The organism is Eubacterium aggregans (genome assembly GCF_900107815.1).
Lineage (GTDB): Bacteria > Bacillota > Clostridia > Eubacteriales > Eubacteriaceae > Eubacterium_O > Eubacterium_O aggregans.
This window is the reverse complement of the sequence record NZ_FNRK01000008.1, coordinates 21,521-37,371: the sequence shown is the minus strand read 5'-3', so window position 1 is coordinate 37,371 and position 15,851 is coordinate 21,521. Positions and strand designations below refer to the sequence as shown.

General features: G+C 51.8%; 15 protein-coding genes. 3 read left to right on the top strand and 12 right to left on the bottom strand.

Going from position 1 to position 15,851, the window contains the following annotated elements:
* Positions 1–276: 276 nt before the first annotated feature.
* The 12 genes from BLW33_RS05985 to BLW33_RS05930 all read right to left on the bottom strand — a co-directional run bounded on the left by BLW33_RS05985 (position 277) and on the right by BLW33_RS05930 (position 14,446).
* Positions 277–1,611, bottom strand: coding sequence for an acetyl-CoA hydrolase/transferase family protein (locus tag BLW33_RS05985; RefSeq protein WP_090306403.1), 1,335 nt, complete (start codon positions 1,609–1,611; stop codon positions 277–279).
* Between the two features lie 36 nt (positions 1,612–1,647).
* Positions 1,648–2,844, bottom strand: a complete 1,197-nt coding sequence (locus tag BLW33_RS05980; protein ID WP_090306400.1) for an MFS transporter — start codon at positions 2,842–2,844, stop codon at positions 1,648–1,650.
* A 396-nt stretch (positions 2,845–3,240) separates the two neighbouring features.
* The gene (locus BLW33_RS05975; RefSeq protein ID WP_090306397.1) at positions 3,241–4,125 is read right to left on the bottom strand and encodes a LysR family transcriptional regulator; all 885 of its coding nucleotides are present in this window, start codon (positions 4,123–4,125) and stop codon (positions 3,241–3,243) included.
* Positions 4,126–4,170: 45 nt separating this feature from the next.
* Entirely contained in the window at positions 4,171–5,412 is a 1,242-nt protein-coding gene (locus BLW33_RS05970) for a DVU_1553 family AMP-dependent CoA ligase (RefSeq protein WP_090306394.1), read from the bottom strand.
* Positions 5,409–6,707, bottom strand: a complete 1,299-nt coding sequence (gene trsS / locus BLW33_RS05965) for a radical SAM (seleno)protein TrsS (RefSeq protein ID WP_090306391.1) — start codon at positions 6,705–6,707, stop codon at positions 5,409–5,411. The genes BLW33_RS05970 and trsS overlap by 4 nt, the downstream gene beginning before the upstream one ends.
* A 3-nt stretch (positions 6,708–6,710) precedes the next feature.
* The gene (locus BLW33_RS05960; protein WP_090306388.1) at positions 6,711–7,010 is read right to left on the bottom strand and encodes a hypothetical protein; all 300 of its coding nucleotides are present in this window, start codon (positions 7,008–7,010) and stop codon (positions 6,711–6,713) included.
* Positions 6,997–8,130, bottom strand: coding sequence for an aminotransferase class V-fold PLP-dependent enzyme (locus tag BLW33_RS05955; RefSeq protein ID WP_090306385.1), 1,134 nt, complete (start codon positions 8,128–8,130; stop codon positions 6,997–6,999). The genes BLW33_RS05960 and BLW33_RS05955 overlap by 14 nt, the downstream gene beginning before the upstream one ends.
* A complete protein-coding gene (locus BLW33_RS05950) occupies positions 8,131–8,547 on the bottom strand; it encodes a DVU_1555 family C-GCAxxG-C-C protein (protein WP_242911610.1) in 417 nt (138 codons plus the stop codon).
* A gap of 37 nt (positions 8,548–8,584) precedes the next feature.
* On the bottom strand, positions 8,585–9,139 hold the full coding sequence (locus BLW33_RS05945) for a class I SAM-dependent methyltransferase (protein ID WP_090306380.1): 555 nt from the start codon (positions 9,137–9,139) through the stop codon (positions 8,585–8,587).
* Positions 9,136–9,351, bottom strand: a complete 216-nt coding sequence (locus BLW33_RS05940) for a DVU_1557 family redox protein (RefSeq protein WP_090306377.1) — start codon at positions 9,349–9,351, stop codon at positions 9,136–9,138. The genes BLW33_RS05945 and BLW33_RS05940 overlap by 4 nt, the downstream gene beginning before the upstream one ends.
* Before the next feature lie 15 nt (positions 9,352–9,366).
* On the bottom strand, positions 9,367–11,601 hold the full coding sequence (locus tag BLW33_RS05935) for a pyridine nucleotide-disulfide oxidoreductase/dicluster-binding protein (protein WP_090306374.1): 2,235 nt from the start codon (positions 11,599–11,601) through the stop codon (positions 9,367–9,369).
* 121 nt (positions 11,602–11,722) lie between these two features.
* Complete coding sequence (locus BLW33_RS05930) at positions 11,723–14,446, bottom strand: molybdopterin-dependent aldehyde oxidoreductase (protein WP_090306371.1); 2,724 nt, start codon at positions 14,444–14,446, stop codon at positions 11,723–11,725.
* A 110-nt stretch (positions 14,447–14,556) separates the two neighbouring features.
* On the opposite strand from BLW33_RS05930, the gene BLW33_RS05925 reads away from it, so the two are divergent.
* The 3 genes from BLW33_RS05925 to BLW33_RS05915 all read left to right on the top strand — a co-directional run bounded on the left by BLW33_RS05925 (position 14,557) and on the right by BLW33_RS05915 (position 15,850).
* On the top strand, positions 14,557–14,820 hold the full coding sequence (locus BLW33_RS05925) for a hypothetical protein (RefSeq protein WP_090306368.1): 264 nt from the start codon (positions 14,557–14,559) through the stop codon (positions 14,818–14,820).
* Between the two features lie 278 nt (positions 14,821–15,098).
* Complete coding sequence (acpP, locus tag BLW33_RS05920) at positions 15,099–15,326, top strand: acyl carrier protein (protein WP_090306365.1); 228 nt, start codon at positions 15,099–15,101, stop codon at positions 15,324–15,326.
* 86 nt (positions 15,327–15,412) lie between these two features.
* Positions 15,413–15,850: an acetyl-CoA carboxylase biotin carboxyl carrier protein gene (locus BLW33_RS05915; protein WP_090306362.1), complete on the top strand. Its 438-nt coding sequence runs from the start codon at positions 15,413–15,415 to the stop codon at positions 15,848–15,850.
* Position 15,851: the final 1 nt, after the last annotated feature.

Sequence of the window (15,851 nt, the reverse complement as noted above, 5' to 3'; positions counted from 1 at the left end):
GATGTTCATGTATACCCAATTCTTTTAAAAAAACTATATTGATTGTCATTATATCTCTTTTTACCCGTAATAAAAAGAGTTTACACACACTTACATATTTACATGGATTACATCCGATTTTTTTATTATAACTATTCTTTTCCCGAAATGCCATGGACGGTTTATCCAAATTGTCTGTTTTTTCATTTGAAGGAATCGGTTCATTTGCCCAAGAATTTCATTTGGTTTAAAACTGCCCTTAAAAAAAGAAAAGCAGGGGATTTCCCTGCTTAGAATTTACCAAATTTCATATTCTTCCGCTTGTTTTCGCAATCCCTCCCTGAAATCGGGGTGGGCGATGTTAATGAGGGCTTCTGCCCGTTGTTTGACATTCAGGCCTCGGAGCCAGGCGATACCATACTCTGTCACCACATAATCAGTATCGTTTCGGGAGGTCGTCACCACGGCGCCTTCATGGAGGAAGGGGACGATTTTGGAGTGGAGGACGGGGTTCCCCTCTTCATCCAAAGTGGTGTAAGTGGCGTGCATGGCGATAATGGATTTTCCCCCTTCAGACATCTGCGATCCCTGAACGGTTTCCGACTGCCCGCCGGTCCCGGACCATTGATGATAGCCCACGGTTTCCGAGGCACATTGTCCGGTCAGGTCAACTTCTAAGGACGCATTGACGGAGACAAATTTTTTGTTCTTCCCAATGGTATAGGGATCATTGGTAAAGGTACAGGACTTAAAGAGGACGGCCGGATTATCATTGACGTAATCGTACAGGCGCTGGGTACCCATGGTAAAGGAGCACACGGAATACCCATCGAGCTGACCCTTGCAGGAGTTATCCACGGCACCGCATTCAATAAGGTCCACCATGGATTCAGTAAACATCTCAGTATGGATACCCAAATGCTTTTTATTTTTCAATTCGGCGGCGACGGCATTGGGGATATTGCCAATACCCAGCTGAATGGTGGAACCATCCTCTACCAAAGAGGCGACATGCTTGCCAATGGCGGCATCCACATCCGTATAGGGTGCTGGATTACTGATGGGGATGGGCCGATCGGATTCCACCAGGGCATCCACCTCTGAAATATGCACCTGGGTATCCCCAAAGGTCCGGGGAAAGTTGGGATTGACTTCTAAGATGGTCAGCGCCCCTTGATTAATGAGGTCCCGCTCGTAGATAGCGCTGATGGACAGGGACAGATAGCCGTGATCATCCATGGGAGATACTGTGGCCAGCACCACAGGCCGACGCTTTTCATAGGCCAAGCGCTGGAGGGTCTTGCGCAGGATGGAGGTGGAGCTTTGGGGAACGCAGCTCACCATTTTATGCTGATGGGCATCCCGGAGGCCGCCGCTGAAAAACCAGCCGTTGTGATCCATAATCCCAGGCATCTCAGGGTCCTTAAAGGCATCGTAATACTGAAGGGGCAAACAGGTGTTCAGGGTGGTTCCCTTGACCCCAGTTTCTTTTAAATGCTGAAGCTTGGATAAAATGGCTGCCGGCTCTCCGGCAGCCTGGGCTGAAAACAGATAATCACCGTCCTGAATGAGCTCCAGGGCCTCCTCAGCCGTCATCTTTTTCTCGTCATACATGGTTTTGTAAGATTTCATCGTGTTTGATCTCCTTTTCGTTCTCTATTCACACACTTATGCTTTCTTCTTCCCGGTTTCCGGTAAAAGGAAGGAACCGACAAAGAAGGTCAGACTCAAGGCCAGGGCGATGTATAAGCCCGTTGTATAGCCGAAGCTGTCAATGGCCAGGCCAATGGCAAAATAGGCGATGGTTTCTATAATATACGAGATGGCCCAGAACAGCCCCATAATCACCGTGAGCTTTCCGGGGGTCATGCCTGGCAGCTCCTGAGGAATGAGCACCAGGGAGGTCACCGGCAGGAAGATACACACCCCTGCACAGAAGGCCGCCACCGCTGAGATGATGCCATTATTGGTAATCAGCATCAATAACCCAAAGAGGGTAAGGGCCAGACCACTGTACCGGATCACCGGGAGCCGCCTGAAATAAACCTTTGCCAGGGCGATGGCCATTAAGGAACCTACAATCCCTCCCACGGCTACTAAAACACTTAAGGTTTTGGCATCAATGACCGTTACCCCGGAGATGGGGAAGATATTGAGCATGACGATGTAAAAGGTTAAAAGCCCAGAATACGTAAAGGGCAGCAACCAATTGATTCTTTCTTTAAGGGCATCTTTCATCCCATAGGGCGCCTGCTCCTTCCCGGCTCCGCTGTTTAAGTCGAAGTCCTGACCGATGATGGGCCAGATGACAAGCAGAATGGCACTGATAATGGCGAAGAAGCCCATGCTATACTGCCAGGTTTTTAGCCAGACAATGACGGGTCCGACAATAACCATGGCGATGACGCCCCCTACATTGTAGGCGACCCCGTTCAGGGCATTGACCGCGGGACGTTTTTCCGGACTGAAATAGTGAATGACCACGGGACTGAAATACACCACATACAGTGCGCCCCCAAATCCCATGACAAAGCGTCCGAGGATAAAGAGCCAATACTGGGGTGCGAAGATGGCCAGTACACTCCCTGCTACGATGAGGAGGGACCCCAGGCCGATGGCCTTTTTGGGGAAAAGCTTGGCCAGAATGCCCGCTGCCAGGAAATTCCCAATGATTTTCGCCAGGGTGATGGCGTTGGAAATGAAGGTGGCGGAGGCAAAGGTTTTAAGATTAAAGAATTCCATAATTTGCGGTGTCAGCGTACTCCCCGCAATCCAGTTCACGGCAAAGAATGCGTAGGTAAAAAACATCACGAACTCAATGATAACCGCCCTCGATGTGGAGGCTTTGCTAATTTGATTCTCCATAATATACTCCCTTTCTGTACTGCTTGTTCGCGATGGCCATTGCGATTTTCTAACCTCATCTTAGCATGGTCCGGGAGAAAAGAAAAATGGTTGTATTTCATTCTGCCATGAATTGAATTCATCGCTCTGGGCCACAAAAAAAGAACGCGGATGGCGTTCTGGGATGAGTGGCCGCGAGCGAAAGGTTCGCCGCGAAGTATACTGGCCATGGGGCGGCTGTTCGCGGATTGTATAACAATCATGCTCCCGCTCGTCGTACAGGCTACGCCTGTTCGCCTCAAGGTCGCAATGCCTGGCATACAATCCACGGACAGCCTCATTTTGTGGGGCGAACCAAAGTGGACGGACATCGGTGCAACTACTTCGCTGCGCGCCGCGCCTGATAGAGAGCTTTCCCTACCGCCCTCCGCCTTCTTCACACAGAGCCAGAAAATCCTTCATGGGCTCGGTGAGGACTTTATCCCTTCGGTATACCAGGGTGAGGGCCCAGGGGAAGGTTGGATTTTTCAGATGGATCTGACGGACCCGCTTGCTGTATAGCTTATCCACTAAGGGTTTGGGGAGAATACTGATGCCCTGTCCCGCGGCCACCATCTCTAAAATCAGATCCCATTGGGAGCTTTCAAAGGTAATATTGGGGGTGTAGCCCGCCGCTTTGCAATGGTCAATCACCACATCGTAATACATATAATCCCGGGAAACCATAAGGAATTGCTCCTGGGCCAGATCGGCCGAATCCACCGAACGCCGATTGGCCAGGGGGTGATCTTTGGACACAACCAAAACAGCCTCAGAGGTATAGACGGTTTGGGTAACCATCTTATCATCGAAAAAGGGCTCAATAACCACACCGATGTCCAGGGTACCTTCGTGGACCAGCTGCTGAACGGATTTGGAGGTCATCTCTGTGATTTTCAGATCCACCGCGGGATACAGCTTCCGATAATCGTAAAGCAGTGGAAAAAAATAGATGGTTCCGGCAGTTGGCGGCATCCCCAGATGCAAACTTCCCGGTGTCCTGCGGAGACGTTCATATAATGCGGTGGTCTGCTCGTCATAAAAATCGAGGATACGCTGGGCATAATCGTAAAAAATCTGTCCTTCTGGGGTCAACGCAAATTCTTTAGCCTGGCGATTGATCAGCTCCATCTCGACCTCCCGCTCCACCGCCCGGATGGACTTGCTCAGGGTGGATTGGCTGACATAAAGCTTTTCTGCTGCCCGGGTAAAATTACTCTGTTTAACCACTTCTACAAAATAGTTCAATTGATTTAAAGTCATTACAGCCCCTTCTTTGATTATGGTTTCATTGTGTCCTATTCTACCCTACTTTAGTGACGCCGCCAATGCCTTTTCATCTGTCACCCTTTGCTTTCCTCCAATGAGCCGGTCATTCCCTTGAATCGAACAAAGGGTGATCCCTCCACCAGGAGCCACTTCCCTCAAGGCATCCGCAGTGCTTTTTTCAATCCATCCAGCGATCGTAATTATTTTTATTTTCAGTTCGCCATTCTTTTGTGTCACCTCATAATCCACCACTTGGGCATCGCCAAATAAAATCCCATTCCACTTTCCAAAGGTACACTGGCCTTCGGCGCGAATGACATCCCAGAGTCTGGCCGTTGCTCCGCCGCAGGAGCAGGGGTGATGGGTCATCCTGCCAAGATCTCCGGTACGGTAGCGCAGCAGGGGCTGGATCTGCCTTACGAGGGTGGTGATGAGCAGTTCACCCTGGACGCCATCGGGAAGGGGATTTAGGGTGCAGGGGTCCACTACTTCCAGTAAAAGCCCCCCTTCCCAGATATGCATTCCCTGATGGCTTCCGCATTCTACTGCACCGGCACAGCCCGTCTCCATCATGGCGTAATGATTAAAGCACCGACAGCCCTGCTCTTCCTGGAGCCTCTGCACCACCACCGGGTGACAATGGTCTGAGCTTAAAATCGCCCCATTTATAGCCAAGGGAATTCGGCGGCTTTTAGCGTAACGTAACAGGCCAAGGAGGAAATTGGGGGCCGCAATCGCCTTGGTCACCCCATGGCTTGCCCCGTAGCGGCACGCTGCGTCAATGCAAAGATTAGCTGGCAGCACGATCCCCCGAGCCCCAAATGTGAAAAGCGCCCCGCAGATCAAACCTGCAAGGCTTTCCTCCCGGACACCGGGCATGGCGATGAGGACCACATCCCCAGGTCCGATGACCTCCTGCATTCCTGCCTGGAAAAAATGACGGGTTTCTTCTAAATCACCCCTGCTGAAAAACAGGCGTTTACTTGGGCCCGTGGTGCCGGAGGTCTTCAATGTAGATATCTTCGCCACCCATCGCTGGGAAATCCCCAAAACGCTAGGGGTCAGGACTGCAAGCTTGGCCGGATCCATTATCGGTAAATCCGAAAGGGCTTCCAAACCATTGATTTGTTGAGGATATCCAGGAATCCCGGCCCCATGATATTGGCGCAGGCGTTGATTCAGAGCTTCCAGCTGATGGCTTTGGATGATCCTGCGGTCCAGGGACTGTACGCCCCATTTTTCCTGGAGCAATCGGTCCACCCGGGACAGGGGCCCACTCATGGATAAAGCCCTTCTCCCCTGCGGTTGGTCAGATGATAGGCACAAAAAGGTATAAGGGCATCCTCCTGGGCCACAGCGATGTAGCACTTCTGAAGCCGGGACAATTCCAGATTTTCACAATCCTGAAAAGCCATCCCGGACACCGCCAGACTGTGGTAGGCCATGTCGTAAAGAAAGGAATCCAGGGCATCCCCCTCCGTTTCGCAGCAGCCTTTAGGGACTTCAGGCCAAGCCCACCGCATTTTCACATAGTCCTGGGATTGGCTGGAGGAGCAGCATCCCCCCTCCCCTTTAATGACTTTCAAGCAGCCGTCTTTTTCTTTGATATACCGGGTGTGGAAGGAGCAATATGGATTTTCCGCCCCGCCGCCGCTAAAATCCCCGCTCTTCATCTGACCTCCGGTCTGGCGCTCGATATTACGCAGAAGCTCTGGAATGGTCAGGGGCAGGCCCGGGGCGTCGACATCGAAGCGGCCGAAGTGGCTGGCGGGCTGAAAATGTACACAGCGCACCACAGGCTGGTTAATCAGGGCATATTTTAGAATAGCCCCCACCTGATCCAGATTAACGCCCCGGATCACGGTGGGCACCAGTACAACCCCCATTTGAGCACGGCGAGCGTTCTCAATGACTTGTTCCTTAATATGGAGCAGGGAACGTCCCCGGAGATGGCGGTAGGGCTCCTCTGTTACTCCATCGAATTGGAGATAAATGCAGGTCAGGCCCGCCTCTTTCAGGGCTAAAAGGTAGTCGTAGTCCTCTGCCAGACGCAGACCATTGGTATTGAGCTGAAAATAATCGAAGCCCATGCGCCGTCCCAGAGCGATGATTTCAGGCAGATCATCCCTCAGTGTCGGCTCTCCTCCCGAAAGCTGAATATTGTAGGGTCCCCCATTATCCAACATATAAGCGTAGCGCTTTTCGATATCCTCCATGGACAGGCTCCAGATTCTGCCCTCACCCGCCTGGGCAAAGCAGATCGGACAGTTCAGATTACAGGCATTGGTTAGCTCCAGCAGGACACAGCAGATTTCCTGTCGATGTGCCCTGCAATGGCTACAGCCCTCTGGACAAGGAGTATCGGCTTCGGTTTCTGCCCCAGAGCATCGCTGGGTATTCCAGCCCCTGTAGTGATCCGCCGTATCCCGCCAAATCAGGGTTTTAAATTCTCCATGCTCTGGACATTTCTTTTCCATAAAAATTCCGGCATTGCCCTGATGCTTTTTCCCAGGTATTCTTTTTAAACAGATGGGACACACGCTTTCTGTTTCCATTTCCCACACTTTTTCGCACATTTTCTACTCCTCTCCTTCCAGCAATTTCCCCAGCAATGCTTCATAGGCCATCTTTGCCGCCTGCCATTGATCCTTTGGAAAACTGACCTTCTGAATATCCCCAGCCAGAATTCCCTTGAACCGGGTCCCATCCTCTAAGGTGCCTTTAAAAATGGGTCTCCGAAACTGACGATTGACCTCTACGGAAATTCCATGGTCCGCCATTGCCAAAATCAGCCGTTCATTGGAAATCGGGGTCTGATATTCATAGGTTTGGGCATCGACAAAGCAATTATCGACCTTGGCACAATTAAACTCTAACATGGGCAACCGCCTGGACAGCCTGGGCCAGCTCCCGTATTTCTGCCTCTGTGGTAAATCGGGACAGGCTGATTCGAATCGTTTCCTTATGGGCAAGCCCAGGTAGTCCGGCGAATACCAACGGGGCACAGTGGAGCCCCGTCCGCAAATGGATATCATCGGCCATGCTAAGGATATCCCCAGCCTCTTCGGCCGAATACCCCGGCACCATAAAGGAGATTACCGGCATCCGCTCGCCCTGCACCGCCACGACTTCGGCACCAGCCTCCTCCAGGAGGGTCTGGGTAAGGACTATTTTTTCATTCTCTGTCTTTAAATCCAGGGGATTGGCCTCTGCCCAGCATAGGGCCGCCAATAATCCGGCCAAGGCTGGCTCAGCAGGTGTCCCCGCTTCTAAGTGCAGGGGCATTTCTTGGGGCATTTCTTCCTCATCACTATGGATGCCGGTACCGCCCACCAAGTGGGGATGCAGTGCCAGCCCCGGTGCCACATACAGGGCCCCGGTTCCCTGGGGCCCTAACAGGTATTTATGCCCAGTGACGGCCACCATGTCCATACCCCAGGCCTCTGCCTTAACAGGTATCCATCCGGCGGTCTGGGAGGCATCCAGCAGGGTAACGGCTCCTGCTCCACGGGCCAGGGCCGCTAGCTCCGAAACCTCATTGACGGCACCGGTAACATTGGATGCATGGGTAAACACCACCATCGCCGGATGATGAGCTTCCAGAGCAGCCCGCCAATCCCTAAGGGAAACCCGCCCCTGGTAATCCGTCCGAACTAAAACCCGTCGAATCCCATCCTTCTGGCTGCGGGTGTACAATGGCCGCAGTACTGAATTATGTTCTGCCATCGTGGTTAGGACTACCGCACCCCGGGGAAGGGCCATGCCAAAAATGGCCAGATTGAGGGCATGGGTGGCATTGGCCGTCAGCACCACCTGGGCGGGATGGGTTACCCCCAGCACCCGAGCCAGAGCCTCCCGAACCATCCCCGGCAGATTGAAGGCCGACAGTCCCCCTCGGTTTGCCGCTCCCGGCAATGCGATGATGCTCTCATACATGGCCTGGGCCACACCAGGGGGCTTGGGCCAGGAAGTCGCCGCATTGTTCATATAAATAGCCATTTAAACCACCCCACTTTTTGTAAGGATTTCGGTAATTTTTTCATAGGCCATCTTAAGGATTCCCGGGCATCGTGTCAGCTGATTCCGGGCATCGCCCTCCAGAATGGTGCAGCACGCACACCCGCCATAGGGATACCCCACGGTTGATTCAAACCAACGGACATACTCCCCAATCATTTGGTCCAACGCTGGTGCTTCCAGTTCATCGGGTTCCCCTTTTCCCGCAAAATAGCCAATGACACAGCAGCCGCTGGTCAGGGTCCCGCAAATGCCGCCACTGTTCCCCATTCCCCCGTTAAGTCCGGTCATGGCACGAATAAGGTCCGGATTGGTCCGTTCCTCCTCCCCCAATGCCAAGAGCATCATAATCTGGCTGCAATAAAAACCCTCCTCAGCATATGCGATGATTTCCTCCATTAAATCCACAAAGATCCCTCCTTTCAGATGTTTTCTGTCATTCGTTTTTATTCAGTATCAGAATGCCGTACCCCAATTCAGATAGCCGCACTCCAGAGGGAAGCCCCTCATTACATAAGCGTTCACCCTGCCAAATGGATCTGAGGACCCAGGTGCGAAAAACCGAGGTCAGGTCCTCCTCACCCCAAAGGGTGAAACCAGCCTGAGCCACCATCATCTTCCATTCTTCAGCCTTTGGCAAAACGCTGTGTCTGCCTTCAAGGGCGTATAAGTCGGAGATGATGGCCATCCCTCCAGGGCGCAGCACCCGATGGATTTCCTTGAGGGCCTGGGGAACACCTCCACACACCGAAAGGCTGCACATAGCCAGGACCATATCCCACGCCTCATCCTCTTCGGGTATCGCCCTCATATCCCCACAGTATTCCGGCACATGGTTCTGGCGACAGTCCAACCCCACGGCATGAAATCCCTCCGCCCCCAGGATCTGTACCATCTGTCCCTGACCACAGCCTAAGTCCAATATGCCAGCTCCAATCGGCAGCCCGGTCTTTTTAATCCAATGGAGGATTTGATGATTTTCAAATATCATTTATCTTCCAGCTGTTTTTCAACCTTTAGTATCTTTCCCATGGCCAATGCCTCCGGCACATAAATAAAGCCGCATTTTGGACAGACGGGCAACTCCACAGGAAAGCCATTTCCACCGTATTCCAGCATAACCGGCCCCTTTTCCATGGGGATGTGGCATTTTCCGCATACCAGCGTACCAGGGTCGATGGACTCGTAATAAGATTTATCCATTTTTTCTCTTTCTTCCTATAAAAGGGCTGTTTTCATCCGATGGGTATACACCCCATGAATTCGGTATGCCCCATCGCCTTCCTCAGTAAAGCGGACCCAGAAGGTAACATTTTCAAAGCGGCCGGAAGTACTCCGGATACCCTGGGCATCCAACACGCAGTCTCCGGTTTCCCGATACCGGTCCAGCACATCGTACACATCGCTTTCCAGCACCATGCGCTCCTGCATGGCGGATCGAATTCCCTCATCCATAATTAACCGATAGGGTATTGTCTGTTCTTCCACGTCTTCCTCCCAAAGCGTTCTGCGCAGTTTCTCATTAATGTGACGACGATTATAGCGGCGCTGGCTGAAATCAGCCGTTGCCTCCTGAGCATCACCATAGATGTATTCCAATAGATGCCGTGCCTGTCCGCCCCCCAGATTAATGCGATCCCGACAATTGATGCAATAGGCCAGTACCGGCTGATCCCCTTGAGCCGCAGCCAGCTTGGCGCTGGCCTCTCCCAGAGATGGGTTGGCAAAACCGGAAAGGCCACCGAAGCCACAACAGCTGCTTTTATCCTGGCTCATCTCTTTTTCTTCAATATGATATCCCCACCCTTCGACCAGGGCCCGGATGGCCTGGTGCACCAGAGGCATCTTCCGAGCCCCACAGGCATCGTGGATAACTAGGCTTTGCCCTTTGCCAGGAATCCCAGGCGGATGATTCTCCAGAAACTCCCAGATCCCCCGTACCGCCATTGGCGTCTTTTCACCCAGGGTATGGTAACAGGTGGGGCAGGCAGTAATCACCGTTGGACGCCCCAACTCCTCCCAGGCTGTCTGAAGCTTAGCCAGGGCCTCCTGGTATTCTTGAGGTCGCCCCGCCCAATCCAGCATCACACCACAGCATCCCAGAATCAGCCCGATTCCCCCTTCTAAACGCCCCATCAGATCTCCATAACTCTTTTCAAGCAGCTCCGGAGCCGACGCCCCCAGCATACAGCCAGGAAAATAAGCCCAATCACTTTTTTCCCAGCCTGGCTGATGGCGAACCAGAAAGTAGTTTTCACTATTGGAGTAGGCCATATCCTGCAATGCAAAGCTATGGGCCCGGGCGGGCATTTTATCTACCTCCACCATGTTTTCACGGGCCAGGTGGCATAACGCGCCCACATCCAACCCATTGGGGCAGACCACTGCGCATTGCCCGCAAAGGGCACAGCTGTTGATCATGGTGTTGGCAGTCCGCAATCCCATCGCCACCGACAGGTTATTAAATATTTCCCGTATCAGTTTCTTGGGTTCTTTGTCATAAAATTGAAGATATGCGCATCCAGGGACACATTGCAGACAGGTACAATTCAGACAACGCCTGGCCTCTGCCACACATTTTTCCCCCGGGGATTCACCCGCCCCTTCATCCAATGGAATGGGCGTTTCTACTTTGACGGATTTTGTGTTTACCCGCAGGGTTGTTTCAAAGGGAGCTTCTTTTTCTCTGCCTTCTCCCAGGGATACCCCCTGGACATAGCGATCCACCGTTATGGCACAGGTCCGGGCTTCCCCCAACTTTTTGATGAGACTGGATGTCCCACCTCCAACAAAGATTCCCTTGACCAGGCTTTCCCCAAGGCTCCCCTGGACCTTTGGCATCCCATCTCCCCCCTCGGGCACAATGGCAGCATGGAATCCGGCTTCTTTAAATCCCTCCTCCTCCAAAGGGAAGGGAGCATCACCACACTGATTAGGGACAAAGGTTAATCCCCCCTTTAAAAGTGCATCAACCTCGGTGTCTAAAACCACGGCGTAATCTGCCAGCGCTTCCAGGGGATGAGCCCCAGACCCATACAGGGTGACCGGATACCCCCGCTTTACCAGTTCGGCCGCAGCTGCCAGACTGAAGATGCCATCCCCCAGCACCGCCACCGCTAATTTTTTTAAACGGGTTTTAAACCGGGGTGGCTTGGGGGGAGCGCCATGGGTCAGGCAGGCCACTTCCAGACCTGGCATCTGTATCCCTCCGCCAAAATCCTTCCGCAGACAGGCCTGGGCACAGGGTGCTTCACAATACCGCGCCACCAGCCGAGGAAAAACGCAGGCCGCTTCTACCAGCTTTCGTCCTCCGGTAAAATCCGTCTCTGCTACTTTTTCACACAAGCCCCGCCCATCCAGATGCAGGGGGCAGGCAGCAGCACAGGCCGGCAGTTCATCCTGGGTACACTTCCCTTCGCTTTCATGCAGCAGTTTTTGAGTAAACTCATACATTGGACTCACCCTCCTTCCCAATCAAATAATCGGATTATTATCCAGTTCCCATATCTGATGACACCCAGAACAGTTGCATATGGAAAAACGGGCCATTGAAATGGCCCGTTAAATTTTCATACTAATCCCGTTCTTCCAGTGCTGCTTTGACCACTTCAGGCAAAGCCGGAACGGTGGTTATCCGGGCCCCGGTGGCCGCATAAATGGCATTAAGAATGGCTGGATGGGGTGCCGTCAGGGGCCCTTCGCCACAGCCGGCTGCCCCGTAAGGCCCGTTTTTACGGTAGGTTTCCTGATAGATAATATTAATGTCATCCGTAATGTCCATGGGATAAGGAATCCCACAAGCCTTGTAGGAGGTATGCTTGGTTAAATCCTCAAAGTTCTCGGTGAGGGCCAGCCCGATGCCCTGGGCCAAGCCACCGTACACCTGTCCGTCAACCACGGTCTTGTTGATAATCGTCCCAAAATCGGCAACGGTGGTGAATTTTTCCACCTTAACCTTACCGGTTTCCATGTCCACAGAAACCTCCGGCATGAACAACTCGTACATATAGATGCTGAAGGGATCGCCCTGTCCGGTTTCCATATCGCAGTCCGTACACATGCTGGCCACCCATTTGCCATCGTACTTCACCGGAATATTTTCTGCTACCATTTCATCGTAGGTCCGGTAGGTGCCGTCCCCCTTAGTCATGGCGTTTAAAAGCATTTCCGAGGCATTTTTAATGGCCTGGCCACACATTACATTGGAACGGCTTCCCCCGGCGGGTCCAGAATTGGGTGTGTACGCGGTATCATTCATCACCAATTTGAACTGCTCAGGGGTTGCTCCAGTGACCTTCAGGGTTTCATGGGCCATGGTCAAGGTTCCGATATCCGCGCCTTGTCCATGATCCTCCCAGGAATCGTACACGGTGAAGCCTTTGGGTGTGATTTCTACAGCGGCCTCAGAGGCGTCCGCCCCATCAAGTCCACAGCCATAAATCCCCTGGGACAGGCCCACGCCGTATTTCACCTTATCGGTGGATTTTTCTGCACACCGGGCCTTTGCTTCTTCGTACAGCGGACGGAGGGTATCATACATACTTTCCAGGCACAACACCTCAGGGACTTGTCCGGTGGGTGTGGTCGCTCCTTCACGGTAGATATTTTTGTACCGTAGATCAAAGGGGTCCATGCCCATTTCAGCCGCCAGTACATCCATGGCGATTTCACTGCCCATATAGGACTGAGGGGACCCATAGGCCCGGAAGGCCGAGCCCCAAGCATGATTGGTACACACGGTTTGGCTCTTGTTTCGGATATTTTTAATATCGTAGCCGGCCCCGACAAATTGGGTGAGCCGCAGGGTGAGCAGATCCCCAAATTCAGAGTAAGGACCATGATCGATATAGTTATCCCCTTCCAAGGCTAAGAGTTTGCCGTCTTCATCAGCCGCCAGGCGAATATGCATCCAGCCTGGTGAGCGTTTTCCTGTGTAAGTAATACTCTGATACATATCGTACACCAGGGAAACCGGTCTTCCCGTGGCCATACAGGCCACGCCCAGAAGCGCTTCCATGGTGGGTGAGAATTTATATCCAAAGGTCCCCCCGGTGTTATTCTGGATCAAGCGCAGTTCCTCGGCTTCCACCCCCAGGCCCGCACAAATCATGGCGTGATGGAGATGAATCCCGATGGATTTGGAATGGATGGTCAGGCGGCCGTCTTCATCGTAATAGGCAAATCCGCAGTCCGGTTCCAGAAACAGATGGGGCTGACGGCTACAGAAACTCTCTACATCGACAGTATGGGCCGCGGTTTCAAAAATTGGGCCGGTCTCTTCACCCTTAATACAATTCGTTTCATAATAAGCATTTGGCGTCCCGGGATGGATTTCAATGGCATCCTCTGCCAAAGCTTCCGGCGCGCTCATGTAAGCCGGTAGAATTTCTAAATCCACCACCACCTTGGCCGCCGCAGCCCGGGCATGTTCCTCGGTATCCGCGGCTACCATGGCAATGGCATCCCCAAATTGGAATATCTTTTCATCACACAGGATTGGACGATCCCATCCATCCCCCTTGTTGGTTGGGAAGGTAATCAACCCGGTGATGCGGTTTTTTCCTTTCACATCGGCATGGGTGATGACCTTAAACACCCCCGGCATGGCCTGAGCTTCAGTGATGTCGATGCCCTTGATGATCGCGTGGGATACATCCGACTGCACCAGGGCAATCCTCAGGGTATCCGCTGGCATACGCAGGGCAGCATCTGCACCAAAGTCCCAGCTTCCCGTGACCTTGGCCGTGGCGGATGGGCGGATGTACTCTGAACCCAGAATTTCATTTTCGGTTGGCTTGAATAAAAGGTCCTCTTTAGTTTTTTCTCCGCGAATCACCTCTGCTGCGGCCATAACAGCATCAATAAGGGGCTTGTAGCCTGTACAGCGACAGAGATTGCGATTGGTATTAAACCACGCCCGCACCTCTTCCCGGGTGGGGCTTGAGTTCTGTTCCAGCAGCACCTTGGCCGTCATGATAAAACCGGGGCTGCAGAAACCGCATTGGGCGCAACCATAGGCCATCCATGCCACCTGGAGGGGATGCAAATCTGTTGGTGTTCCAATCCCTTCGATGGTCTGGATTTCAGCATACTCCGGAACCTTTGACATTTTCACAACGCAGGAACGGGTGACTTTGCCATCCATGATGATATTACAGGCACCACACTGGCCCTTACCGCAGCCAATCTTACAGCCGGTAAGCAGCATCTGTCTGCGCAACACATCCGCCAAAGAGTCTGAATCCTTTACCACCAGCGTCCGCTGAATGCCGTTAATCACTAATGCTTTCTTAATCATTGCTCCACCTCTTTACATTTTTATATTTTTGAATTCTCAAATCTACTGGAAAAAACATTACCATGTTATAATGAAAGAAACTGTCAGAAGCCAATTCGAAAGGAGTTTTTATGGAACATTCTCAGCCCCACCACATCCACGCATCCAGCGTGACGCTCACCGTAATCGATGATGTAACCGGCCAGCAATACGAGCGCCAGTTGCCCCTTGATTTTATTGAAAACGCCAATGGTATCCTGCTCTCCGGAGAGGATGCTGCTGGTTTACCATCGTGTATTGTTTTTTTATCCCAGACTTACCAAGATCTGCTGAAAGATTTGATTGGAAAGGGGGCGAATACTCCCCGCTGCCATGAGGAAAAAATTGAAGGTTAACCTTCTTATTTGATTAAGAATGATATGAAAACATTTTCTTATTTATCTTCATTATACTGATTATCCACCCCTGGAGCAACTTATTTGTGAATATCACTCTATTGCTTAAGAGCTGTTAAGCTAATTCCCTGTGCTGCACCTGAAAAGGCCGCAGCACTTTTCTATTTTCCTTAAATAATCAATCCCCCCTTGACACAGAAAAGTCGAATGGTATAATACATAAAGATTTTTAACTAAGTATTTTTAATTAAATATTTTTATGAAAAGAGGATAATCAAATGAATTTTGATGCAATTAAAGCCATTATCGTCGAAACACTGAACTGTGATGCAGAGGATGTCACCCTAGAAGCCAGCCTCCAAGAAGATTTGGATGCGGATAGTCTGGAGGCCGTGGAACTGGCCATGGCTCTGGAAGAAGCCTTTGGCATTACCATCGAAGACGATGAGCTGGCCAATTTTAAAACCGTCGGCAATATTGTCGCGTATCTAAACGCCCAGGCATAATAGTAGCCGGCCAGATGGCCGGTATTCTTTTACTGTGTTATGAAAATATATGAAAGCAATGTAAACAACCATGAAAAGGAGTCGCTATGGAGCTTAAGGATATCCTGACATTAATGGATCGGTTTGATGCCAGCCAATGTGCCCATCTTAAATTTAAAACGGAAGGGAGCAGTATTGAGCTAAAGAAAAAGGAAACCTGCACCCCGGTTGAATTAACACCCCTCCCTTCCAGGGAGCCTGCTGGCCTTGCCCCTACCGAGGATCATGCAGAGGATATCACTGGGGGGCTGACCATCAATGCCCCCCTGGTAGGGACCTTCTACCATGCGCCCTCTCCTGGTGAGGCCCCCTTTATCACAGTGGGCAAGACCATTGAGGCGGGTAAGCCCATCGGCCTCATTGAAGCCATGAAGATGATGAACGAGGTAAATGCCCCCTTTGACTGTGTCATTGAGGAAATCCTCATTGAGGATGGACATTTATCACCCTACGATGCCCCCCTGGTTCGGGTTCGGGAGGTTTAGG